The organism is Microbacterium sp. NPDC089188, from assembly GCF_040685155.1.
GTDB lineage: Bacteria > Actinomycetota > Actinomycetes > Actinomycetales > Microbacteriaceae > Microbacterium > Microbacterium galbum.
This window is the reverse complement of record NZ_JBFBHH010000004.1, coordinates 15,703-38,846: the sequence shown is the minus strand read 5'-3', so window position 1 is coordinate 38,846 and position 23,144 is coordinate 15,703. Positions and strand designations below refer to the sequence as shown.

Here is a 23,144-nt window from a genome sequence, read left to right as displayed (position 1 = left end):
ATGGTCGTAGAGATCACACCGGGTCACAATCCTCTGCGCGATCCCGAGGATCGCCGACTCAACCGCATCGCGGGGCCCAGCGCGCTCGTCATCTTCGGCGTGACGGGAGACCTGTCGCGCAAGAAGCTCATGCCGGCCGTCTACGACCTCGCGAACCGCGGACTCCTGCCCCCCGGATTCGCGCTCGTCGGCTTCGCCCGCCGCGACTGGGAGGACCAGGACTTCGCGAAGGTCGTCTACGAGTCGGTGAAGAAGTACGCGCGCACGGAGTTCCGCGAGGAGACGTGGAAGGAGCTCCTCGAGGGCATCCGCTTCGTGCAGGGCGAGTTCGACGATCCCGAGGCGTTCGTGCGCCTGCGCGACACCGTCGACAAGCTCGACACCGAGCGCGGGACCATGGGCAATCACGCGTACTACCTGTCGATCCCGCCGAAGGCCTTCCCGCTGGTCACCACCCAGCTGAAGGCGTCGGGTCTCGTGGGCGACAAGGCCGAGGACACCTCGGGCTGGCGCCGAGTGGTCATCGAGAAGCCCTTCGGCCACGACCTCGCCTCCGCCCGCGAGCTGAACGAGGTCGTCGAGAGCGCGTTCCCGGCCGACTCGATCTTCCGGATCGACCACTACCTCGGCAAAGAGACCGTGCAGAACATCCTCGCGCTGCGCTTCGCCAATGAGCTGTACGAGCCCATCTGGAACCGCAACTACGTCGACCACGTGCAGATCACCATGGCCGAGGACATCGGCGTGGGCGGCCGTGCGGGGTATTACGACGGCATCGGCGCGGCGCGCGACGTCATCCAGAACCACCTCCTGCAGCTGCTCGCCCTCACCGCGATGGAGGAGCCCATCAGCTTCAACGCCGCGGACCTGCGCGCCGAGAAGGAGAAGGTGCTCGCCGCCGTCCGCCTGCCGGAGAATCTGGCCGAGGCCACCGCGCGCGGTCAGTACGCCGGCGGATGGCAGGGCGGCGAGAAGGTGCTCGGCTTCCTCGAGGAAGACGGGATGAACCCCGAGTCGGTCACCGAGACGTACGCGGCGATCAAGCTCGAGATCAACACGCGCCGCTGGTCGGGCGTGCCGTTCTACGTGCGCAGCGGAAAGCGCCTGGGACGCCGCGTGACCGAGGTCGCCGTGGTGTTCAAGCGGGCGCCGCAGCAGCTGTTCTCCCGCAGCCAGACGCAGGAGCTCGGACAGAACGCGCTCGTCATCCGCGTCCAGCCCGATGAGGGCGTCACGATCCGGTTCGGATCCAAGGTCCCCGGCGACGGCACCCAGGTGCGCGACGTCACGATGGACTTCGGGTACGGCCACGCCTTCACCGAGGCCAGCCCGGAGGCCTACGAGCGTCTGATCCTCGACGTGCTCCTCGGCGACCCGCCGCTGTTCCCGCGGCACGAAGAGGTCGAGCTCAGCTGGAAGATCCTCGACCCGATCGAGGAGTTCTGGGCCGCCGAGGGCGGTCCCCTCGAACAGTATTCGCCCGGGTCGTGGGGGCCGGCATCCGCCGACGAGCTCCTCGCCCGCGACGGCCGCACCTGGAGGCGCCCGTGATCATCGATCTGCCCGACACCACCGTCAGCGCGATCTCGAAGAGCCTCGTGAGCGTGCGCGAAGAGGGCGGCGCCGTCGCCCTCGGGCGCGTGCTGACGCTCATCATCGTCACCCACCACGGTGCCGAGGAAGAAGTCATCGAGGCCGCGAACGACGCCTCGCGCGAGCACCCGATGCGCGTGATCGCCGTGTTGTTCGGCGACGAGGACGAGGAGCCGCGCCTCGACGCGCAGATCCGCGTCGGCGGCGACGCCGGTGCGAGCGAGGTGGTCGTGCTCCGCGCCCACGGCGCGGCCGGCTCCAACGCCGAGAGCCTCGTGACGGGCCTGCTCCTGCCTGACGCACCCGTCGTGGCGTGGTGGCCGGCCGAAGCCCCCGAGAACCCCTCGCGCTCGGCCATCGGCCGCATCGCCCAGCGTCGCATCACCGATGCCTCGTCGCAGGCGGATCCCGCTGCCTGGGTCGCGCAGCTCGGCGAGCACTACGCGCCCGGCGACACCGATTTCGCCTGGACGCGGGTCACCCGGTGGCGCGAGCAGCTGGCCGCCGTGCTCGACCAGCCGCCGTTCGAACCGGTCACCGCCGTCGAGGTGCGCGGTGCGGCCGACTCCCCCTCCACCGCCCTGCTGGCGGCGTGGCTGGGCATGAAGCTCGAAGCTCCGGTGGATTACGCCTACCTGCCCGCCGACGAGTGGGCGAGCGGCATCAAGTCGGTGCGCCTCACGCGCCCGAGTGGCGACACGCTCCTCGAGCGTCCCGAGGCGGGCATCGCGGTACTCACGCAGCCCGGGCAGCCCACGCACGACCTCGCCTTCCCCCGCCGCACCCTGCGGGAGTGCCTGGCGGAGGAGCTGCGACGTCTCGACCCCGACCTGCTCTACGGGCGGGTCATCACCGAGGGGCACGACCTGCTGCTCGCGGCGAGCGAGCAGGACGCGTCATGACCGACAACGGCTCGGCCAAGCGCGTCATCATCAAGCGCGACGCCGACACGCTCGCCGAGTACGTCGCGACCCGCTTCATGAACCGGATCGTCAAGCGCGTCGCCGAGGGCAAGCGCATGCACGTCTGTCTGACCGGCGGGACCATGGGCGCAGCGGTGCTGCGCACCGCGGCAAGCGATGCGCGCGTCGCCGACGTCGACTGGTCGCTCGTGCACTTCTGGTTCGGCGACGAGCGCTTCGTTCCGCGCGATTCCGACGACCGCAACGAGAAGCAAGCGCGCGAAGCGTTCCTCGACCACCTCGACATCCCGGCCGAGAACATCCACGTGGTCGCCTCGAGCGACGACGGACTCGACCTGGATGCCGCGGCGATCGCATACGCCGACGAACTGGCGCAGTTCGCCCCCTCCGACCGCAGCGAGACCGGCCCCTGGCCGTCCTTCGACATCTGCTTCCTCGGAGTGGGCCCCGACGCGCACATCGCCTCGCTGTTCCCCGACCGGCCCGAGATCTCGGTCACCGATCGCGCCACCGTGCCGGTGCGCGATTCACCGAAGCCGCCGAGCGACCGCGTCTCGCTGACGCGACCGGTCATCAACTCCTCGAAGCGCGTGTGGATGGTCATCGCCGGCGCCGACAAGGCCGCAGCCCTCGGGCTGGCCCTCGCCGGGGCCAGCTATCAGAGCGTCCCCGCGGCGGGCGCGAAGGGCCGTCGTCGCACGGCCTTCTTCGTCGACGAGGTCGCCGCCGATCAGGTTCCGCCGCAGCTCATCGATCGCGAGTACTGACCTCCGGTACCCCCGCCCGCGCACTCCGACCACGCGAGTTCTCACGCCGCGGCTGCGGCGAGAAGACTTCGTCGGCGGAACCCTGACGGCACGAGGGGCTCGGATGCCCGGCATCCGGGCCCCTTCCGTGCGAACGGGGAGAAATCCTCCGGCTCTTGTCTTCGACGGTGCGGCGGCTTACCCTTCCTGCAGGGGGGGCATCCTGAACCGGCGCGACGATCGTGATCGTCGCCCGCCGGTTCGCGCGAGAGGGAGCGTGGGATGCCATTGTTCGGTCGCGGGCGCGAGCTCGATATCGCACGGACGACCGTCGGACTGCGCACGGGAGCCGCGTGCGTGTTCGTCGGCGAGGCGGGAATGGGCAAATCGGCCCTGGCGGCCGAACTCGCCCGGGAGCACCGGGCGAACCTGGTCGCCGTCAGTCCGAGCGAGCGGATGTGGCCGTACTCGGGCCTGTCGGCCGTCGCCGCCGGACTCGGCGGCGCGCGCGGCGCCGCGATCGACGGCATCCTGGACCGCGGTCGCGATTGGCCGGAGCACCTGATGGCCGAGGAGGTGAGCCGGACACTGCACCTCATCCGCGACGACGCGGGCGTGCTCGTCATCGACGACCTCGATGAGATGGACGGTGCGAGCCTCACGGTGCTGTCGTACGTGTTCGGGCGTCTCCGTGGCACGGGGGTCACGATCCTGGCCACCGTGGGGCCCCCCGGGCACCGCCACGAAGTCGCCGCGCTGCCGCACGTGCGCCTCGAGCCCCTCGCCTTCGAGGCCGCGTCCGACCTCGCACGCGAGATCGTCGGTCCCGCGAGCGCGGCCGCCGTACGCCACCTCGTCGTGATGTTCACCGGCGGCGACCCCGGCGTGCTGTCTCGCGTGCGGCTGACGGCGGCGGAGGCGGCGGGTGAGGACGCGCTGCCCCTCCCGCTGCGCCTGTCGGACGACCGGAGCGGTCGCCCACGGCGCGAGGCATTCTCCCCGCGCGGCGCACGGGCGGACGCGGTGCTCGACCTGCTGTCGATCGGTCCCGTCTACGACTACGAGCGACTGCGCCTCACCGCCCTCGCCGAGGGCGCCGACGTCGACCAGCTCATCGACGACGGCACGGTCCGCGTGCACGACGACCTGGCCCGCATGAGCGATCCCGCGCTCCGTCTGCGGCGACACGCGGCGATGGCGCCGGAGGACCGGCGCCGGCTGCACGCCCAAGCGGCCGACGATCATCGCGACCGCGACCGTGCCACCCAGCTGTGGCACGAGAGCTATCTCGAGCCCGACGGCGACCGCGGTTCGCTCCTCGCCGCGGCGGTGGGCTTCGCGCGCGCCGGGGAGACGGCATCCGCTGTGGAGTTCGCCGAACGCGCCCTGTCGGGTCGACTCGACCCCGAGGGCCGCACCCGAGGACTCGTCGATCTCGGCGGCGCGCTGGTGCTCCAGGGGCTCGACCTGCTCGGACAGCACTATCTGCGGCGCGCGGGACGCAGCGACGATGCCGCCGTCCGTGTGCGCGCGGCGATCGCCCGCCTGCGCGCAGGGGCGAACGTCGACCACGTGATCGACGACGTCCTCGTCCGCGTCGACGCCGAGGGATGGACCGCCGGTGTGGAGCGCCTGCTCTGCGAGAGCGCCCGACTGCATCTGGGGCGCGGGGAGCTCGCCGCGGCGCTCGAGGCTCTGGACGCGATCGCCGCGGCAGGTGCCGCGTCGACCGAGACCGCGATGCTGCGCCTGCTCGTCGCCGAACTGGGCTGCGGCGCCCCGGCGCCGGGTCGCGACGTGGCGCCGCCCCTCGACCCGGCCGTACTTGCGGCGGATGCACCGGTCGAGATCGCCTCGCTCTCGGCGAGCGTGCGCATGCTGCGCGAGGAGTACGCCGCGGCGCGGCGTCAGGCGACCGAGCTGCTGGAGCGCGTTCCCCGGGTGGCCCCGTTGTGGCGCGAGCGCGTCCTGCGCCTGCTCGTGGTCTGCGAGGTGCGGGGCGGCGACGCGTCGGCGGTGCGCGAGGCCGTCGCGGCCTGGCGCCACGAGTGGGCCCCGGGCCGCGCGGAGGACGCCGCGACGACCCTGTTGTGCGCCGAGGCGGCCGCAGCCGACCCTCTCGACGCGCGCGCGGGCGACCTGATCGCACGGGGACGCCACCTGTGCCGGCGTGAGGGGACGACGGCCCTTCTGCCGTTCTTCGCGGCGCTGGAGGGGAGGCTCGCCCTCGCCGAGGGACGGTACGAGGATGCCGTGGACCTGCTCCGCGGGGCCGGCGACGCTGCGGCGACGCATGATCCGTCGCTGCTGCGCATCGACGCCGATCTGATCGAGGCGCTGTGGCTGACCGGGCGCGAGGCCGAGGCCCGCCGCGAGCTCGCGCGGTTCGAAGCGGCCGCGGCCCGGCATCCGCGCCGATGGACGACCCTCGCCGTGGCGCGATCCCGCGCCGTCTGCCGCTCCGCGGAGGACGGCGCGCGGGCGTTCCGCGACGCCGACGCCGTCCTGCGCAGCACCGACGCCCCCTCGGAGCATTCGGCGCTGCACGCGACGCGCGAGCGGTGCCTGCCGACGGCGGACCGCTCCCCCGCGGCGCGCACGAGCACGATTCCGGCGCGCGGTCGCGCGCTGTCGCCGCAGGAGCAGGAGGTCGTGGCCCTGGTGGAGCAGGGTCTGCGCAACCGCGAGATCGCGTCGGCGCTGTTCGTCTCGCTGCGCACGGTCGAACTGCGCCTGACGCGCGTCTACCGCAAGCTCGGCGTCACCTCGCGCGTCCACCTCGTCTCGCTGCTGCGCGGAGCGGCGACGCCCTGATCGCGCCGGGCGACGGCGTCGCGGAGGTCCGGCGCCGGAACTCGCGACGAGGGGCCGACACGGATGCCGAGGTCACGGCATCCGCTCCCCCCGCTGCCGGCGCGACAGCGGCCGGCCGGCGGTCCGGGCTGCGCCAGCGCCCGTCGGAGGGACGCCCCCACGCCGACATCAGCGCCCGCAGGCACAGCAGCGCGTCCCACACCCTCAGCAGCGGGAACACCAGCATCCACACGCGCGGCCGGGTGCGCGAGAGGGCGCAGGCGAAGACCGTCATCAGCGCGTCCACGAGCAGGAAGGCCAGCGCGAGCGGACCGACCGGCAGAGCGGCCGACAGCGCCGCCGCGGTCTGCGCCGCCGGTCCGGTGAGGACGGCCGCTGCCACGGCCGCGAGACCGGCGAACAGCAGCACCGGAAGCGCCGCGGCGAGCACGAGACTGGAGACGACGGTCTCGATCGCGAAGACGCCCACCGAGGTCCAGAACAGCCCGTAGCGCACACCGTGCCGCCGCACCGTCTGCCAGAAGCCCAGGCTCCACCGGCGCACCTGTGCGGTGTAGTCGCGCAGGGTCGCCGGGTCCTGCGTTTCGGCCACCGCACAGCCGGGATGGAAGGCGATGCGCCCCAAGCGCTTCGCGTGCACCTCGAACGTCATGTTGAAGTCCTCGATCGAGAGCCCCGGGGCATCGATGTCGATGCGGTCCAGCACGTCGGTGCGGTAGAGGCTCGCGAAGCCCGGCACGATCGCCACCGCGTCGGCGCCCCGCGCAGCCTGGCCGAACTTGTGCAGGTACTGGGTGCAGACGTAGGTGCGCTCGCGATACGCCGTGAGCACGCGGCCGACGACGGTGCGCGGGGTGTCGGCCGCGGTCGTGGCGCGGCCCGCGACAGCGACCACCCCGTCGTCGGTGAACAAGGGGAGGGCGGTGCGCAGGTAGTCCGGGCGGGGGCGGGAGTCGGCGTCGAGCAGGAGCAGGAGGGGGAAGCGGGCGGCGATGCCGAAGCGCTCGAGCCCGGCCCGGATGGCGCCGGCCTTGCCGCGGTTCGGAACGAGGTCGACGGCCGTCGCTCCGGCGCGTCGCGCCCGCCCGACGGTGTCGTCGCTCGACCCGTCCGAGACCACGAAGACGTTGCCGGGCGGAACGAGGCGTCGCGCGGCGCCGACCGCCTCCGCGATGACCAGCTCCTCGTTGTGCGCCGCGATCAGCACGGCCACCTCGTCGGACCGGTAGAACATCGACGGTGCGCCCCACGGCGACGCGATGCGGGACTCGGCGAGCAGGCGCAGGATGCCGACGGTCCCCCACGCCAGCGTCGACACGCCCACCGTCGCGACGGCGATGACGACGGCGAACGTCACGGTCACGGCATCCGCCCCTCGTCGGCGGCGCGCGAGGGGGACACGGCAGGGGGGCGTGCGAGGTCGTGCGCGGGCAGGGCGGGGCTCATGGGGTCCTCCTCTTCGGGTCGAGGCTGCGCCCGACGGTACGCGCAGAACGGGCCCGCGGCGCCGCAGCCGGCCCGCACTCGTCGATGCGGTTTCCCGCACGGCACGGTGCGGTCGGCGGTATCCCGCACGATCCGCCCGGCGTCCTTGACCATCCCACCGGTCCGCATCAGTGTGGGCCCCGGATCAGCGCCGACCCACCCGATCGGCCGCCTCCCACCCGCACCACCCGAATCGTCCGAGGGGGCCTGGCCCCCCATCGCCCCCTCGGACCCCGCTGTTGGAGGATGACGATGTCCACACTCGATGTGCGCGCCGAAGCGACCCCCGTGTCGCCGCCCCCGGTCGCCGCCGCGCCGCCCCGATTCGACTTCGACGTCGCGATCGTCGGCCTGGGGTACGTGGGGCTGCCGACGGCGCTGGCCTATCACGCCAGCGGCTCTCGCGTCCTGGCGCTCGACGTCTCATCGCGCCGGCTGCGCACGATCGCCGCCCGCGGCGCCGACCTCATCGACACCGATCGAGAACGCTTGGATGCCGCGCTGCGGCGTCCCGGCGCGTTCCGCCTGACCGGTGACGTGACCGAGCTGTCGCGGGCGGCCGCCATCGTGGTGTGCGTCCCCACGCCGGTGGACCACCAGCAGGTCCCCGACCTCGCTCCCCTGCGGGCCGCGTGCGCCACCGTCGTCGCCGCGGCCCGCCCGGGGCAGCTCGTCATGCTGACCTCCACCACCTACGTCGGCTGCACGCACGACCTGGTCGAGCAGCCCTTGCGCGAGCGGGGGTTCGAGATCGGCCACGACGTCTTCGTCGCCTTCAGCGCCGAGCGCATCGACCCCGGCAACGTCGGCTTCGCGCAGGAGGTCGTCCCGCGTGTCGTGGGCGGGGCCACCGCCCGCTGCGAGGAGCAGGGCGCGCAGCTGCTCGCACGCTACGCCGCCCGCGTCCACCGGGTCTCCTCCCTCGCGACCGCCGAGATGACGAAGCTGCTCGAGAACACCTTCCGCGCGGTCAACATCGCGCTCGCGAACGAGTTCGCCGACATCTGCAGCGCGCTCGACGTGCCCGTCACCGAGGTGATCGAGGCGGCGAGCACGAAGCCCTACGGATTCATGGCGTTCTATCCCGGTCCCGGGGTGGGCGGGCACTGCATCCCGTGCGATCCGCACTACCTGCTCTGGCAGCTGAAGGCGCTGCACGTCGACGCCGGCGTCATCACCGAGGCGATGACGCGCATCGCCGCCCGTCCACGCCGCGTCGTCGAACGCATCCGCGACGTGCTGGGCCGCGCCGGCAAGGGCACGCTCGGGGCCCGCGTCCTGGTGGTCGGGGTGACGTACAAGCCCGACGTCGCCGATCTGCGCGAGTCGCCCGCCCTCGAGATCATCGACCACCTGATCGATGTGGGTGCCGAGGTGCAGTACGTCGACACCCACGCCCCGCACATCCACCTGGACTCGGGGCGCGAGCGCGATTCCCTCGCCGACCCGGGCGGATTCCATCCCGACGTCGTGCTCGTGCACACGCGGCATCACGACTGCGACCTGGCGTGGCTCGACGGCGACGCCCTCGTGGTCGACGGCACCTACCGCAGCACCGACATCGCAGGGCGGGTGCTGCTGTGAGCGGCGTCCCGGTCTTCCCCGCGTCGGCGGGCGGACGCACGCGCACGCTGGTCACCGGCGGCGCCGGCTTCGTCGGCAGCCACCTCGTCGAGCACCTCCTTGCGGCCGGCGACGACGTCGTCGTCCTGGACGACCTCTCCACCGGGTCGGCGCGCAACCTGGCCGGTGTCGCCGACAACCCCCGGCTGGAGATGATCCACGGATCCATCCTCAACAGCAGGACCGTCGCCCAGGCGATGCACTCCTGCGATCGGGTGTTCCACCTCGCCGCCGCCGTCGGCGTCAAGCTCATCGTCGAGCAGCCGCTGCGGGGCCTGCGCATCAACATCCACGGAACCGAGAACGTGCTCACCGCGGCGATCGAGCATAAGGCGTCGGTGCTCCTGGTGTCCACGAGCGAGGTCTACGGCAAGAACACCGCCGACCGCCTGCGCGAGGATTCCGACCGCGTGCTGGGCGATCCCCTGCTCTCGCGGTGGACCTACGCCGGCGCCAAGGGGATCGACGAAGCCTTCGCCAAGGCCTATTGCGATCAGGAGGGGCTGGACGTCGCGATCGTCCGCCTGTTCAACACCGTGGGTCCGCGTCAGACCGGCCGCTACGGCATGGTGCTGCCCAACCTTGTCGGCCAGGCGCTGCGCGGGCACCCCCTCACGGTGTTCGGCGACGGCCTGCAGACGCGCTGCTTCTCCGCCGTCGAAGACGTCGTCCCCGCCATGGTGCGCATCGAACGCGATCCCCGTGCCCGCGGACAGGCCTACAACCTCGGCGGGTCGCGGGAGATCTCGATCCTCGACCTGGCGCGCGAGATCATCGCGACCCTCGACAGTCGCAGCGAGATCGAGCTCGTCCCCTACGAGCAGGCCTACGCCGCCGGTTTCGAGGACATGCGTCGCCGCGTCCCCGACAACACCAAGGCGCACGACCTCGTCGGCTACGAGCCCACCACCCCGCTCACCACGACCATCATGCGTGTGGCTGCCGATCTGCTCTCTCGGGAGCGTCTCGGGTCGGATGCCATGCCCCTCGCCGGCGCCGGCTCGTTCCGGGGCGTCGTCTGATGTGCGGGATCACCGCCTACCGCGGCCCCGCCGCCGCGGCATCCCGTGCGCGTTCCGCCCTCGAACGCCTCGAGTACCGCGGCTACGATTCCGCCGGGATCGCCGCGCGACGGCCCGACGGCACCACCCTGCACGCGCGTACGCTCAGCGGCGTGGCGGCCCTCGCCGTGGTCACCGGAGAACAGAGCACGGATGCCACGACCGCGGCCATCGGGCACACCCGGTGGGCCACGCACGGAGAGGTGAGCGAGGCGAACGCCCACCCGCTGGAAGACTGCAGCGGCCGGCTCTACGTGGTGCACAACGGCATCATCGACAACGCCGAGGTCCTCCGGACGCAACTCGTCGCCGCCGGGCACCGCTTCGCCACTGGCGTCGACAGCGAGGTGATCGTGCACCTCATCGAGCAGGCTCAGCGCCCCGGGGTGGGACTCGGCGACGCGCTCGCCGACGCGGCCGGCCACCTCTCGGGCTCGTGGGCGGTCGTCGCCCTCGACGCGCGCACCGGGACCCTCGCGGCGACGGCGCACGGCTCCCCCCTCATCTCCGCCCAGGACGGCACGGGCACCTACCTCGCGAGCGATGTCGGGGCGGTGGCTCCCGAGGTCACCGAGTTCCGCGTGCTCGAAGACGACGACGTGGTCGAGATCGACGCCGCGGGCATCCGCTGGCACCGCGCCGGGGGCAGCTGCCGACCGCGCGGGCTGTGGCCGGTCCCCCGCACGGCGCTGCTGGCCAGCACCGGTCGCCACCGCGACCACATGGGCAACGAGATCGACGAACAGCCCGTGGTCGCCCGCCGGGTGCTCGAGGCCCTCGGCCCGGGCATCGTCGACGGGTCGCTGTGGCGCGGCCTGGGCCTGCCGTCGCTCGACGACATCGACCGGGTCACGGTGATCGGCTGCGGCACGTCGCTGCACGCCGGTCGCGCCGTCGCGGGGGTCTTCGGGCGTCTCGGCGGTCTGCCCACGCGCACCCTCGTGGCCAGCGAGGCCGCGCACGAGGTGTGGGAGCCGCGCACCCTCGTGATCGCGATGAGCCAGTCCGGCGAGACCGCCGACGTCTTGCGCGCCCTCGACGCCCTGCCGCCCCGGCACGGCACCCTGCTCGCCTTGACCAACAGCTCCTCCTCCACCCTGGCCCGCCGCTCCGACGCGGTCATCGACTGCCTCGCCGGCCCGGAGGTGGGGGTGGCCGCGACCAAGACGTTCGTCGCGCAGGTGCTGACCGGGGTCTGCGTGGCCCTGTCGGGACTGTCCGCCTTCGACCGCGCCGACTCGGCGTGCCTGGGCGCAGACCTCCGCGCCCTGGCCGCGACGCCCGATGCGCTCGCCGCCGCCCTCGACGCCTGGCGGGGACCCAGCGCGCAGCTGGCCGCCGAGTACGCCCGGGCGTCGGGATTCCTCTTCCTCGGCCGCGGCGCGGGTCTGATCTACGCCGCCGAGGGTGCCCTCAAGCTCAAGGAGCTGTCGTACCGCTGGGCGGAGTCCCACCCCGCCGGCGAGCTCAAGCACGGTCCCCTCGCCCTGGTGGATGCCGGCACCCCCGTGTTCGTGGTCGACAACGGTGATCCGCGGCTCGATGTCGACATCGCCGAAGTCGCCGCACGCGGAGGTCGCGTCATCCGGATCGGCGAACGCGTGCTCACCGTGGGCGGAGTGCCGCTGCATCTGCCGCGCACCGGACCCTCGTGGGGACCGCTCGAGACCGTGGTTCCGCTGCAGATGTTCGCGCGCGAGCTCGCCGTGCGTCTGCATCGCGACGTCGACAAGCCCCGCAACCTCGCCAAGTCGGTGACGGTGTCGTGAACCCTCCGCACCCCCCACGAAAGGCAGAGCCCATGCTCCGACGAGACCTCCGGATCGAACGCCGACGCCCGCCCACGCTCGCGCCCCCGAGATGGCGGCGCGTCCTCGCCGTCGTCTCGGCCTTCGCGGTGGTGGCGGGAGCCTCGGTCGCGCTCGCGCCCCCGCCCGCCGAAGCGGCGACCCGCACCGTGGTCAGCCTCACCTTCGACGACGCCAACGCCGACCAGCTGAACGCGCTGCCCGCCCTGCAGGCCAACGCGATGAAGGCGACCTTCTACGTCCCGTCCGGCTACATCGGCGCTGCCGGGCACATGACGCGCGCCGACCTCACGAAGCTCAAGAACGCCGGTCACGAGATCGGCGGGCACACCGTCAACCACCCCGACCTCGCCGACGTGAGCGTCGACGAGGCGACCCGGCAGATCTGCCTGGACCGCAAGAACCTCACCTCGTGGGGTTTCACGGTCAAGAGCTTCGCCTACCCCTTCGCCTCGAGCACGCCCGACGTCGAGAAGGCGGTCGCCACATGCGGATACAACAGCGGTCGCCTGCTCGGCGACATCAAGAGCCGCTTCGGCTGCCCCGACTGCGCCTACGCCGAGAAGACGCCTCCGCCCGATCCGTTCGCCCTCGCCGCGCTCGATCAGGTCGATGCCACCTGGACGCTCGCCGACCTGAAGCAGGGCGTGACCAACGCCGAGAAGAACGGCGGCGGGTGGGTGCAGTACACGTTCCACGACGTGTGCGACGACGCCTGCAGCGACCTCGCCGTGACGACGTCGACCTTCAGCCAGTTCCTGTCGTGGCTGAAGACCCGGCAGTCCGCCGGCACGGTCGTGAAGACCATCGGAAGCGTCATCGGCGGGACCACGAAGCCCGTCGTCGACGGTCCCGCCGTGCCGGCGGCCACCGGCTCGACGAACGGCATCGTCAACCCCGGCATGGAGACGGGCGCCCCCGACTGCTGGATGCGAGGGGGCTACGGCACCAACACGCCCTCCTTCAGCACGGGCTCCCCCGCGCACACCGGCAACATCGCCAGCGGCATCTCGATGACGGGGTACGTCGACGGCGACGCCAAGCTCCTGCCGCAGTTCGACCTCGGCCAGTGCTCGCCGACGGTGACCCCCGGACGGACGTACACGCTGCGTGAGTGGTATCAGGCGAGCGGGCCGACGCAGTTCGCCGTCTACCTCCGGTCGGCGAGCGGGTCCTGGTCGTACTGGACATCGAGCCCCTGGTTCGCCGCGGCCGATGCCTGGACCGAAGCCGACTGGACCACGGCTCCCATCCCGTCGGGATACACCGGCATCAGCTTCGCGCTGAACATCTTCGGCAACGGCACGCTGCGCACCGACGACCTCGGCCTCTACGACAGTTCCAGCGCCCCGCCGCTGACCGTCATGAGCGCCACGGCCCCGATCGACACGTCAGCACCGTCGACGCCACAGGGTCCGCTCGAGGTGTTCCGTCCGACGGAGAGCGACGTCACCGGATGACACCCCGCTCGCGCTCGACGGCGGCGATCGCCCTCGCGGTGGTCGCCGTCGTCGGCGCGACCGGCTGCGCGCCCACGCTCGCGCCGCTGCCCGACACCGGCTATCCCTGGCACACCGGGATCGTCTCGACGACCTTCTGGGTCGGCGAGGTCTTCGACCCCCAGGCCTCCGACGGCAGTCAGCGCATCTCGACGTACGATTCCGACTGGCTCACCTCGTACGGCGGGTGCGACGGCGTCGTCGACGGTGACGACTGCCGCACCGAGACCCGCACCGCCGACAACGGTTACTTCCCCACCCGCATGACGCCGCGGCAGAACCCGTTCTACCTCGATCTCCCCTTCGACGACGTCAACGACGACGAGGGGTTCGCGATGCGCGGTCAGGTCATCCCCTGGGCCGACCGATCGCCCTACGCCACGGTCGTCGACGACCGCCGAGCGAGCCTGATGAAGAACCGCTGGGTCGTCCTTCGCAAGGGCGACCGCCTCTGCTACGGGCAGATCCAGGATGCCGGACCCGGCGAATACCGCGACAGCGCCTACGTCTTCGGCTCCGACGACCGCCGACCCGCCAACGAGCGCTACAACGGAGCGGGCCTCGATGTCTCTCCCGCCCTCAACGGCTGTCTCGGCTACGCGGAGCTCGACGGCGACGGCGACCGCGTCGACTGGGCGTTCATCGATGACGCCGACGTCCCGCCCGGCCCGTGGACCACGATCGTCACGGACTCCCCCGTCCGCTGAGCGGACGCCGTGCGGCACGCGTACGCCCCGTGAGGCCTCGCCGAGAAAGGCGACCGGTCCGGGGACGGCGTGCGAAGACGACGTCCGTTCCCGGACGCCGTGAACGCGGAGAGGCCGGATGCCATGGCATCCGGCCCTTCCGTGGAAAGCGAGGCGAAGCGGGCTTACTGTCCGCGACGCTCGCGCAGCTGCTGCAGGGCGTCGTCGAGGAGCGAAGCGGCCTCTTCGTCGCTGCGGCGCTCCTTCACGTAGGCGAGGTGCGTCTTGTAGGGCTCCGCCTTGGCCAGTGCCGGGGGGTTCGCCTTGTCGCGACCCGCGGGGAGGCCCGAGTGAGGCGAGTCGATCGTCTCGGGGATCTCGTCGTCGGGGATGCCCGCCGCGAAGTAGCGAACGGTCTCGTTGCCGAGGGCGTCCCAGTACGACACGGCGACGCGGTCGGCGTGGAAGCCGTGGTCCTGTTCGCCCATGGGGCCCGCGCCGACGCGCGAGCCACGGATGGCATTGCCGCCAGTGGCCATGTCAGATCTCCGCGAATTTGGTCAGCAGACCGAGACCGACGATGGTGATGAACCACACCAGCGCGAGCACGATCGTGAAACGGTTGAGGTTGCGTTCAGCCAGGCCCGACGAACCGAGGGCGGAGCTCATGCCGCCGCCGAACATGTCGGACAGACCGCCGCCGCGACCCTTGTGGAGCAGGATGAGCAGGGTCAGCAGGAGGCTGGTGACGCCCAGGAGCACCTGCAGGACGAACTCGAGAATCTGCACTGTCGAAAGCCTTTCGCGAGCGGACGGGACGACCGCACAAGCGTCAAGTATACGGGGACGCGTCTCAGACGCACGGATGCCCGCGGCGTGCTGCCGCGGGCATCCGGAGGGCGTCAGACGCCGACGTGCTTCTGGAAGCGGATGATCGCCGCGAACTCGTCGACGACGAGGCTCGCACCGCCCACCAGCGCGCCGTCCACGTCGGGCTCGCGCATGAACCCGGCGATGTTGCCGGACTTGACCGAGCCGCCGTAGAGCACGCGGGTGCGCGCGGCCGCATCGGCACCGAGCTTGTCGGCGACGACGGCACGCAGCTTGGCGCAGACCTCCTGGGCCTGGTCGGGCGTCGCCGCCTGGCCGGAGCCGATGGCCCAGACCGGCTCGTACGCCACGACGATGTCGGCGTCCGCCGACACACCCTCGAGTGCGACCTCGAGCTGCCCGACCGGAACGGCGCTGGCGCCGAACTTCTCGAGGTCCTCCGAGGTCTCGCCCACGCAGATCACGGGCACGAGACCGTGACGGAGTGCCGCCTGGGTCTTGGCCGCGACGACCTCGTCGGTCTCGTGGTGGAACTGGCGTCGCTCGGAGTGACCGATGATCACATAGGTCGCGTCGAGCTTCGCCAGGAACTGGCCCGAGATCTCACCGGTGTAGGCACCGGAGTCGTGCGCGGACAAATCCTGACCGCCGAGCGCGAACTCGATCTTGTCGGCATCGAGGAGCGTCTGCACGGTGCGCAGGTCGGTGTACGGCGGGAACACCGCGACCTCGACGCTGCCGTTCTCGTGCTTGGCCTCTTTCAAGGTCCAGTGCAGCTTCTGGACGAACGCGACCGCCTGCAGGTGGTCGAGATTCATCTTCCAGTTGCCCGCGATGAGGGGGGTTCTGTTCACTGTTGCCATCCGAGGACCTCCAGTCCGGGGAGCTTCTTGCCTTCGAGGAACTCCAGGCTGGCGCCTCCGCCGGTGGAGATGTGACCGAATCGGTCGTCGGAGAAACCGAGCTGACGCACGGCCGCCGCGGAGTCGCCGCCGCCGACGACGCTGAGGCCGTCGACCTCGGTGAGCGCCTGGGCGACGGTCTTGGTGCCGGCTTCGAACGCCTTCATCTCGAACACGCCCATCGGGCCGTTCCAGAAGACGGTCCGCGAGCCCCGGATCGCGTCGGCGAAGATCTCCGCCGTGCGCGGCCCGATGTCGAGGCCGAGACCGGAGGCGCCGAAGGCGGTGTCCTCCAGGGCGTCGGCATCGGCGACCACGTGCTCGGCATCCGCCGAGAACGACGCCGCCACGACCGCGTCGACCGGCAGCACGATCTCGACGCCGCGCTCCTTCGCCGTGGCGAGATAGCCCTTCACGGTGTCGATCTGGTCCTGCTCGAGCAGGCTCGATCCGACCTTGTGCCCCTCGGCGACGAGGAACGTGAACATCATGCCGCCGCCGACGAGGAGTTTGTCCACGCGGGGCAGCAGGTGCTCGATGACGCCGAGCTTGTCGCTCACCTTCGATCCGCCGAGCACGACCGTGTACGGACGCTCGGGGTTCTCGGTGAGGCGGTCGAGGACCTCGAGCTCCTTCTGGATGAGCAGGCCCGCGGCCGAGGGCACCAACTGGGCGAGGTCGTAGACGCTCGCCTGCTTGCGGTGCACGACGCCGAAGCCGTCCGACACGAGGGCATCGCCGAGACCGGCGAGCTCGCGAGCGAAGGCCTGACGCTCGGACTCGTCCTTCGAGGTCTCCCCCGCGTTGAAGCGGAGGTTCTCGATGACCGCGACCTCTCCGTCCTCGAGCGAGGCGACGGCATCCTGAGCCGACTCGCCGACCGTGTCGCGCGCGAACGCGACCGGCTGGCCGAGCAGCTCGGACAGGCGCTGCGCGACCGGCTCGAGCGAGTACTTCGGGTCGGGCGCCCCGTCGGGGCGGCCCAGGTGCGAGCACACGACCACGCGCGCGCCGGCGTTGATCAGTGCATTGAGGGTCGGCAGCGACGCGCGCACGCGGCCATCGTCCGTGATGACGCCGTCCTTGAGGGGGACGTTCAGATCACAACGGACGATGACGCGCGTGCCGGCGAGCGACCCCAGCGAATCGAGGGTGCGCAGAGCCATGGAGGGTCAGAGACGCTCGGCGACGTACTCGGTCAGGTCGACGAGACGGTTCGAGTAGCCCCACTCGTTGTCGTACCACGACGACACCTTGACGAGGTTGCCGCTGACGTTGGTCAGCTCCGCGTCGAAGATCGACGAGTGCGGGTTGCCCTGGATGTCGCTCGAGACGATCGGGTCCTCGGTGTACTGCAGGATACCGTTGAGGCGCCCCTCGGCGGCCGCCTTCTTGTAGACCTCGTTGACCTGGTCGACGGTCAGACCCTCGGTGGGAGTGACGATCGTGAGGTCGACGATGGAGCCGGTGGGAACCGGAACGCGGTACGACGAGCCGCTCAGCTTGCCGTTCAGCTCGGGCAGGACGAGGCCGATGGCCTTCGCGGCGCCGGTGGAGGCGGGGACGATGTTGATCGCCGCACCGCGGGCACGACGCAGGTCGCTGTGCGGGCCGTCCTGCAGGTTCTGGTCGGCCGTGTAGGCGTGAGCCGTCATCATGAAGCCGCGCTCGATGCCGAAGGCGTCGTTGAACACCTTCGCGAGGGGCGCGAGGCAGTTCGTGGTGCACGACGCGTTCGAGATGATGACGTCGGTCTCGGGGTTGTACGTCTCTTCGTTCACGCCCATGACGATGGTCGCGTCGTCACCCGTGGCGGGAGCCGAGATGAGCACCTTCTTGGCGCCACCGGCGACGTGCTTCTTGGCGTCCTCGGCCTTGGTGAAACGGCCGGTCGACTCGATGACGATGTCGACGCCCAGCTCGCCCCAGGGGAGGTTGGCGGGGTCGCGCTCCTCGAAGACCTTGATGGTCTTGTCGCCGACGGTGATGGAGTCTTCGGTGTACGAGACGTCCTCGGACAGCACGCCGCCCACGGAGTCGTATTTGAGGAGGTGCGCGAGGGTCTTGTTGTCGGTGAGGTCGTTCACCGCCACGATTTCGAGGTCGGCACCCTGCGCGAGAGCCGCGCGGAGGTAGTTGCGTCCGATACGGCCGAAGCCGTTGATTCCGATCTTGACGGTCACGGAATATCTCCTGAATCAGTTGTGCGCGATGAGCGCGTGATTGCGGTTTCGCTGGCGGACAACGGCGTCCCGGTGGGTGTCCCACCGGGACGCCGCACCGTTTACGACAGTACCAGCAGACCCGCGGTCTTCTCGCGGGCGGCGGCGAAGCGCTCCTGCGCATCGGCCCAGTTGGCGATGTTCCAGAAGGCCTTCACGTAGTCGGCGCGCACGTTCTTGTAGTCGAGGTAGTACGCGTGCTCCCAGACGTCGAGAAGCAGCAGCGGAACGGTACCGGCGACGATCTGACCCTGCTGGTCGAAGAACTGCTGGATGACGAGGTTCTCCCCGATCGAGTCCCAGAACAGGCCGGCCCAGCCCGAGCCCTGCACACCGAGGGCGGCGGCGGTGAACTGCGCGCGGAAGGCGTCGAACGAGCCGAACTGGTCGTCGATGGCCGACTCGAGGTCGCCGGTGGGCTTGTCGCCACCGTTGGGCGAGAGGTTCGTCCAGAAGATCGAGTGGTTGGTGTGACCGCCGAGGTTGAACGCGAGGTCCTTCTGCAGGCGGTTAATGTTGGCGAACTCGCCCTTCTCGCGCGCTTCGGCGAGGAGGTCGAGGGTGGTGTTGGCGCCGTTGACGTAGGTCTGGTGGTGCTTGCTGTGGTGCAGCTCCATGATCGTCGCACTGATGTGCGGCTCCAGCGCCGAGTAGTCGTAGGGCAGTTCGGGCAGCGTGTACTTCGCCATGTTCTCTACTTCCGAATCGGGCGCCGCCGAAACCTCTCCGCCAAGACGACGAGCTGAGGGATCGCGCAGCGAGGGTGACGTCTTCATCCTATTGAGGGCCAACGCGCAACCCACAGGGTTGCTTCCCCGCGTGACGAAAGGTAGCGGCCCGGGCGCGTCGTCGGGCGTCGGGGACCCCCGGACCGGTGGCACGTCGGCGCACCCGAGCCGGCGCGGACTCGGTCCGGGCGGGCTCGGCCCGGGCGGGCTCCCCTCGCGCGGGCCGGATCGGGATGCCCGGGGGGGGGTCGGGGCAGCCGGAGAGGCGAGGGGCTCGGCCGCACACCCTGCGCGATCGGATCACGGATGCCGGGAACGCGGCATCCGGAAGAGATCCCTCAGTCGTCGGCGCCGACGGGGACCGCGGCCTCGGTCCCGGGGATGCCCTCGGTCTCGGCCTTCTTGTCGGCCATCGCGAGCAGACGGCGGATACGCCCGGCGACGGCGTCCTTGGTCAGCGGCGGATCGGCGTGATGGCCGAGCTCGTCCAGGCTCGCGTCGCGGTGAGCCAGACGCAGCTCGCCCGCCTGCTGCAGGTGGTCGGGGACCTCGTCGCCGAGGATCTCGAGGGCGCGCTCGACGCGCGCGCACGCGGCGACGGCGGCCTGGGCCGATCGGCGGAGGTTCGCGTCGTCGAAGTTGACGAGACGGTTCACGCCGGCGCGCACCTCGCGGCGCTGGCGCATCTGATCCCACTCCCCCGCGGTGCGGCGGGCACCCATCTCGTAGAGGGCGCCGCGGATGGCCTCCCCGTCGCGCACGACGACGCGGGGGACGCCGCGCACCTCACGGGCCTTGGCCGGGATGCCGATGCGGTGACCCGCGCCGACGAGGGCCATCGCCGCCTCGGACGAGGGGCAGGAGATCTCGAGTGCAGCCGACCGGCCGGGATCGCTCAGCGTGCCGCTCGCGAGGAACGCGCCGCGCCAGATGGCGCTGAGGTCGGGGCGCGAGCCGGTCGTGAGCTTGTTGGGCAGACCGCGAACGGGGCGACGTCGCTGGTCGAGCAGCCCCGTCTGACGCGCGAGCGTCTCACCCGCCTCGATCACGCGCACGGCGAAGAGACCGCCGCTGCGACCGCCGGAGCCCTGCACGTGGTGCAGTTCGGGGCGCACGCCGTACAGCTCCATCAGGTCGCGGGCGACGCGACGCGCGAGGATGTCGGAGTCCAACTCGGCCTCGACGGCGACGCGATTGGCGATGGAGTGCAGACCACCGGAGAAGCGCAGGAGGGCCGTGAGCTCGGCGACGCGCGCGGTCGGGCGCGGGTCGCGGACGGTGATGAGCTCGGCCTTCACGTCGGCGGTCAGGGGCACGATTCTCCTCGGGTGGGGGCGGCGGGGACGACGTTACAGCCTACTCGCGACCGAGGTCGCGGTGAGCCACGCGGACGGCCACACCCGGAACATCGGCCAGACGTGCAGCGAGCTCGCGCGCCATCACCACCGATCTGTGCTTACCCCCCGTGCACCCCACGGCGACCACGGAATGCCGCTTGTTCTCGCGCTGATATCCCTCGAGGACGGGCCGCAGCGCGGCCGAATACGCGTCCAGGAACGCCGAGGCGCCCTCCTGCCCCAGCACGTATTCCCGCACGCGGGGGTCTTCGCCGGTCAACGGACGCAGCTCGTCATTCCAGAACGGGTTCGGCAGGAAGCGCATGTCGGCCACGAGGTCGACGTCGGGCGGCAGCCCGTACTTGAAGCCGAAACTCATCAGGGTGATCGTGTGACGGGCCGCCCCTTCCTCGCCGAACAGCGCGACCGTGCGCAACGACAGCTGGTGGACGTTCAGGCTCGACGTGTCGATGACCACGTCGGCGGCCTCGCGAACCGGAGCCAGGCGCTCGCGCTCCCGGCGGATGCCGTCGAGGATCGTGCCGTCGCCCTGCAGCGGGTGCGGCCGTCGCACCGCCTCGAAGCGGCGCACCAGCACCGCATCGGAGGCGTCGAGGAAGACCACGCGCACCTGGCGTCCGGCCTGCAGCGTCCGCATCGCCTCGGGAAGATCGCCGAACAACGAGCGTCCGCGCACGTCGACCACGACCGCCACGCGGGGGACGGCGCCACCGGCGAGTTCGGTGAGTTCGAGCAGAGGGCGCAGCATGCGCGGCGGCAGATTGTCGACCACGTACCAGTCGAGGTCTTCGAGTGCGTTCGCCACCGTGGAGCGGCCGGCGCCCGACATGCCCGTGACGATCAGCACCTCACCTGGCTCGTCGCGTGCCGGTTCCATGGTGATCGCCTCCCGTCCTCGTCCTCAGCCTATCGAGCCAGATGCGTGTGGATCGCCTCTGCCAGGGTCGGCCCGATACCGGGCAGCACCGTCATCTCGTCCGGGCTGGCGTTCTTGAGCGCCGACACCGAGCCGAAGTGGCGCAGCAGAGCCTTGATGCGGGCATCACCGAGACCCGGCACCTCCGACAGCACGCTGGTGATGTCACGCTTCCGACGTTTGCGCTGGTGCACGATGGCGAAACGGTGGGCCTCGTCGCGCAGTCGCTGCAGCAGGTAGAGCGCCTCCGAGGTGCGGGGCAGGATGACGGGGTACTCCTCACCCGGCAGCCACACCTCCTCGAGGCGCTTGGCGATGCCGCAGAGGGCGATCTCCTCGTGACCCGCGTCGGCCAGCGCCCGCGCCGCGGCGGCCACCTGCGGCTGTCCGCCGTCGACCACGAGCAGCTGCGGGCGGTACGCGAAGCGCGGACGCTTGCGGGCGGTGACCACGTCGCCGTCGCTCGTGGCCTCCTCCGACTCGGGGGCGGCGACGATCGCGCCGTTCACCGTCTCGGGTTCGATCTCGTCGGGACGGTCGAGGTAGGCCAGACGACGCGTGAGCACCTGGTACATCGAGTCGGTGTCGTCGGTGGTCTCGGCGACGCCGAAGGAACGGTACTGGTCTTTTCGCGGGAGCCCGTCCTCGAACACGACCATGGATGCCACGACGTTGGTGCCCGCGAGGTGCGAGACGTCGAAGCACTCGATGCGCAGCGGCGCCTCGCTCATCCCGAGCGCTTCCTGCAGATCGGTGAGGGCCTGCGACCGGGCGACGTAATCGCTCGTGCGGCGGGTCTTGTGCAGCATGAGCGCCTGCTGGGCGTTGAGGGTCGCGGTCTTGAGCAGATCGGCCTTGCGCCCGCGCTGCGCGATCTGCAGCGTCACCGGCCGGCCCCGTCGCTCGCGCAGCCAGTCCTCCAGCTGCTCGGCGTCATCGGGCAGCTCGGGCACGAGCACCTGGCGGGGGATGTCCGACGCATCCGCGTCGCCGTAGGTGCGCTGCAGCACCTGGTCGACGAGCTCCGCTCCGGAGATGTCGATCTCCTTCTCGATCGTCGTCGCGCGCACACCGCGCACGCGGCCTCCGCGCACGACGAAATGCTGCACGGTCGCGGCGAGTTCGTCCTCCGCGATGCCGAAGAGGTCGGCATCCGTGTCGGGAGCCAGAACGAGCGCGCTCTTGCCCAGCACCGCGTCGATCGCCTGCAGACGGTCGCGGTAGTGGGCGGCCGACTCGTAATCCATCGCCGCCGACGCCTCTTTCATGCGCGCCGTCAGCTCGCGCGTGAAGCGCTGATCGCCGCCCGACATGAAGGAGATGAAGTCGTTCACGACGGCGCGATGCTCCTCGACGGTCACCTTCATCGAGCACGGTCCGCCGCAGCGGCCGATCTGCCCCGGGAAGCAGGGGCGACCCGAGGCCATCGCCTTCTTGTACGACGAGTCGCTGCACGTGCGGATCGGGAAGACCTTGATCATCAGGTCGATCGTGTCGTGCACCGCCCACACCTTCGGGTACGGCCCGAAGTATTTGGCCCCGCGGATCTTGTGATTGCGGGTGACGATGACGCGCGGCGCCTCATCCGCGAGGGTGATGGCCATGAACGGGTAGGACTTGTCGTCGCGGTAGCGCACGTTGAAGGGCGGATCGAACTCCTTGATCCACATGTACTCGAGCTGCAGCGAATCGACGTCGCTGGGCACGACCGTCCACTCCACACTGGCCGCCGTGGTGACCATGCGGCGGGTGCGCTCGTGCAGCGAGTACAGCGGCGCGAAGTAGTTCGACAGTCGCGCGCGGAGGTTCTTCGCCTTACCGACGTACAGCACGCGCCCGTCGGCGTCCCGGAACCGGTAGACCCCGGGATTGGTCGGGATCTCCCCCGCCTTCGGGCGATAGGGCAGCTGCGACATCCGCTCCCGGGATGCAGGTGCAGGGGCCATGAC

General features: G+C 70.9%; 19 protein-coding genes. 9 read left to right on the top strand and 10 right to left on the bottom strand.

All coding sequences use genetic code 11. The annotated features are described in order from the left end of the window. From zwf to AB0N80_RS13250, 4 genes are all read left to right on the top strand, one after another. Entirely contained in the window at nucleotides 1-1,551 is a 1,551-nt protein-coding gene (gene zwf, locus AB0N80_RS13265) for a glucose-6-phosphate dehydrogenase (protein ID WP_363578958.1), read from the top strand. Beyond that, complete coding sequence (locus AB0N80_RS13260) at nucleotides 1,548-2,495, top strand: glucose-6-phosphate dehydrogenase assembly protein OpcA (RefSeq protein ID WP_315995860.1); 948 nt, start codon at nucleotides 1,548-1,550, stop codon at nucleotides 2,493-2,495. The genes zwf and AB0N80_RS13260 overlap by 4 nt, the downstream gene beginning before the upstream one ends. After that, nucleotides 2,492-3,283, top strand: a complete 792-nt coding sequence (pgl, locus tag AB0N80_RS13255) for a 6-phosphogluconolactonase (RefSeq protein WP_315995861.1) — start codon at nucleotides 2,492-2,494, stop codon at nucleotides 3,281-3,283. Before AB0N80_RS13260 ends, pgl begins: the two co-directional genes overlap by 4 nt. A 261-nt stretch (nucleotides 3,284-3,544) precedes the next feature. Then, nucleotides 3,545-6,076: a LuxR family transcriptional regulator gene (locus AB0N80_RS13250; RefSeq protein ID WP_363578957.1), complete on the top strand. Its 2,532-nt coding sequence runs from the start codon at nucleotides 3,545-3,547 to the stop codon at nucleotides 6,074-6,076. Here the strand turns inward: AB0N80_RS13250 and AB0N80_RS13245 are convergent. Continuing rightward, on the bottom strand, nucleotides 6,024-7,439 hold the full coding sequence (locus AB0N80_RS13245; RefSeq protein WP_363578956.1) for a glycosyltransferase family 2 protein: 1,416 nt from the start codon (nucleotides 7,437-7,439) through the stop codon (nucleotides 6,024-6,026). The two genes, AB0N80_RS13250 and AB0N80_RS13245, sit on opposite strands and share 53 nt — an antisense overlap. A gap of 374 nt (nucleotides 7,440-7,813) precedes the next feature. Between AB0N80_RS13245 and AB0N80_RS13240 the strand changes: the two genes are divergently transcribed. The 5 genes from AB0N80_RS13240 to AB0N80_RS13220 are packed head-to-tail and all read left to right on the top strand — an operon-like array spanning nucleotide 7,814 to nucleotide 14,259. After that, nucleotides 7,814-9,145, top strand: coding sequence for a nucleotide sugar dehydrogenase (locus AB0N80_RS13240; protein WP_363578955.1), 1,332 nt, complete (start codon nucleotides 7,814-7,816; stop codon nucleotides 9,143-9,145). After that, nucleotides 9,142-10,206, top strand: coding sequence for a GDP-mannose 4,6-dehydratase (locus AB0N80_RS13235; RefSeq protein ID WP_315995865.1), 1,065 nt, complete (start codon nucleotides 9,142-9,144; stop codon nucleotides 10,204-10,206). The genes AB0N80_RS13240 and AB0N80_RS13235 overlap by 4 nt, the downstream gene beginning before the upstream one ends. Beyond that, a complete protein-coding gene (gene glmS / locus AB0N80_RS13230; RefSeq protein ID WP_363578954.1) occupies nucleotides 10,206-12,014 on the top strand; it encodes a glutamine--fructose-6-phosphate transaminase (isomerizing) in 1,809 nt (602 codons plus the stop codon). The genes AB0N80_RS13235 and glmS overlap by 1 nt, the downstream gene beginning before the upstream one ends. A 32-nt stretch (nucleotides 12,015-12,046) precedes the next feature. Further along, nucleotides 12,047-13,513 carry a polysaccharide deacetylase family protein gene (locus AB0N80_RS13225; RefSeq protein WP_363391275.1) on the top strand — a complete coding sequence of 489 codons (1,467 nt, stop codon included), beginning with the start codon at nucleotides 12,047-12,049 and terminating at the stop codon, nucleotides 13,511-13,513. Further along, a complete protein-coding gene (locus AB0N80_RS13220; RefSeq protein ID WP_315995868.1) occupies nucleotides 13,510-14,259 on the top strand; it encodes a hypothetical protein in 750 nt (249 codons plus the stop codon). Before AB0N80_RS13225 ends, AB0N80_RS13220 begins: the two co-directional genes overlap by 4 nt. A gap of 164 nt (nucleotides 14,260-14,423) precedes the next feature. On the opposite strand, the gene AB0N80_RS13215 is transcribed toward AB0N80_RS13220, so the two are convergent. The 9 genes from AB0N80_RS13215 to uvrC all read right to left on the bottom strand — a co-directional run bounded on the left by AB0N80_RS13215 (nucleotide 14,424) and on the right by uvrC (nucleotide 23,141). Beyond that, entirely contained in the window at nucleotides 14,424-14,777 is a 354-nt protein-coding gene (locus AB0N80_RS13215; protein WP_055955187.1) for an RNA polymerase-binding protein RbpA, read from the bottom strand. A gap of 1 nt (nucleotide 14,778) precedes the next feature. Beyond that, nucleotides 14,779-15,027, bottom strand: coding sequence for a preprotein translocase subunit SecG (gene secG / locus AB0N80_RS13210; RefSeq protein WP_315995869.1), 249 nt, complete (start codon nucleotides 15,025-15,027; stop codon nucleotides 14,779-14,781). 113 nt (nucleotides 15,028-15,140) lie between these two features. After that, the gene (gene tpiA, locus AB0N80_RS13205; RefSeq protein WP_315995870.1) at nucleotides 15,141-15,932 is read right to left on the bottom strand and encodes a triose-phosphate isomerase; all 792 of its coding nucleotides are present in this window, start codon (nucleotides 15,930-15,932) and stop codon (nucleotides 15,141-15,143) included. Continuing rightward, nucleotides 15,920-17,137 (bottom strand): phosphoglycerate kinase, encoded by a 1,218-nt coding sequence (locus AB0N80_RS13200; RefSeq protein WP_315995871.1) that lies wholly within the window; start codon nucleotides 17,135-17,137, stop codon nucleotides 15,920-15,922. The genes tpiA and AB0N80_RS13200 overlap by 13 nt, the downstream gene beginning before the upstream one ends. A 6-nt stretch (nucleotides 17,138-17,143) precedes the next feature. Beyond that, nucleotides 17,144-18,154, bottom strand: a complete 1,011-nt coding sequence (gap, locus tag AB0N80_RS13195; protein ID WP_076675342.1) for a type I glyceraldehyde-3-phosphate dehydrogenase — start codon at nucleotides 18,152-18,154, stop codon at nucleotides 17,144-17,146. A 101-nt stretch (nucleotides 18,155-18,255) separates the two neighbouring features. Next, a complete protein-coding gene (locus AB0N80_RS13190; protein ID WP_315995872.1) occupies nucleotides 18,256-18,882 on the bottom strand; it encodes a superoxide dismutase in 627 nt (208 codons plus the stop codon). Between the two features lie 377 nt (nucleotides 18,883-19,259). Further along, nucleotides 19,260-20,237 (bottom strand): DNA-binding protein WhiA, encoded by a 978-nt coding sequence (whiA, locus tag AB0N80_RS13185; RefSeq protein ID WP_315995873.1) that lies wholly within the window; start codon nucleotides 20,235-20,237, stop codon nucleotides 19,260-19,262. A 40-nt stretch (nucleotides 20,238-20,277) separates the two neighbouring features. Beyond that, nucleotides 20,278-21,156 carry an RNase adapter RapZ gene (gene rapZ, locus AB0N80_RS13180; RefSeq protein WP_136585809.1) on the bottom strand — a complete coding sequence of 293 codons (879 nt, stop codon included), beginning with the start codon at nucleotides 21,154-21,156 and terminating at the stop codon, nucleotides 20,278-20,280. A 29-nt stretch (nucleotides 21,157-21,185) separates the two neighbouring features. Then, complete coding sequence (gene uvrC / locus AB0N80_RS13175; protein WP_363391262.1) at nucleotides 21,186-23,141, bottom strand: excinuclease ABC subunit UvrC; 1,956 nt, start codon at nucleotides 23,139-23,141, stop codon at nucleotides 21,186-21,188. Nucleotides 23,142-23,144 lie beyond the last annotated feature (3 nt).

What these genes read in the sequence shown, in the direction of transcription:
- AB0N80_RS13200 (WP_315995871.1), bottom strand. Translation starts at nt 17,137, where the DNA reads ATGGCTCTGCGCACCCTCGATTCGCTGGGGTCGCTCGCCGGCACGCGC.
- AB0N80_RS13190 (WP_315995872.1), bottom strand. Translation starts at nt 18,882, where the DNA reads ATGGCGAAGTACACGCTGCCCGAACTGCCCTACGACTACTCGGCGCTG.
- rapZ (WP_136585809.1), bottom strand. Translation starts at nt 21,156, where the DNA reads ATGGAACCGGCACGCGACGAGCCAGGTGAGGTGCTGATCGTCACGGGC.
- AB0N80_RS13215 (WP_055955187.1), bottom strand. Translation starts at nt 14,777, where the DNA reads ATGGCCACTGGCGGCAATGCCATCCGTGGCTCGCGCGTCGGCGCGGGC.
- AB0N80_RS13250 (WP_363578957.1), top strand. Translation starts at nt 3,545, where the DNA reads ATGCCATTGTTCGGTCGCGGGCGCGAGCTCGATATCGCACGGACGACC.
- pgl (WP_315995861.1), top strand. Translation starts at nt 2,492, where the DNA reads ATGACCGACAACGGCTCGGCCAAGCGCGTCATCATCAAGCGCGACGCC.
- zwf (WP_363578958.1), top strand. Translation starts at nt 1, where the DNA reads ATGGTCGTAGAGATCACACCGGGTCACAATCCTCTGCGCGATCCCGAG.
- AB0N80_RS13240 (WP_363578955.1), top strand. Translation starts at nt 7,814, where the DNA reads ATGTCCACACTCGATGTGCGCGCCGAAGCGACCCCCGTGTCGCCGCCC.
- tpiA (WP_315995870.1), bottom strand. Translation starts at nt 15,932, where the DNA reads ATGGCAACAGTGAACAGAACCCCCCTCATCGCGGGCAACTGGAAGATG.
- AB0N80_RS13225 (WP_363391275.1), top strand. Translation starts at nt 12,047, where the DNA reads ATGCTCCGACGAGACCTCCGGATCGAACGCCGACGCCCGCCCACGCTC.
- uvrC (WP_363391262.1), bottom strand. Translation starts at nt 23,141, where the DNA reads ATGGCCCCTGCACCTGCATCCCGGGAGCGGATGTCGCAGCTGCCCTAT.
- glmS (WP_363578954.1), top strand. Translation starts at nt 10,206, where the DNA reads ATGTGCGGGATCACCGCCTACCGCGGCCCCGCCGCCGCGGCATCCCGT.
- AB0N80_RS13220 (WP_315995868.1), top strand. Translation starts at nt 13,510, where the DNA reads ATGACACCCCGCTCGCGCTCGACGGCGGCGATCGCCCTCGCGGTGGTC.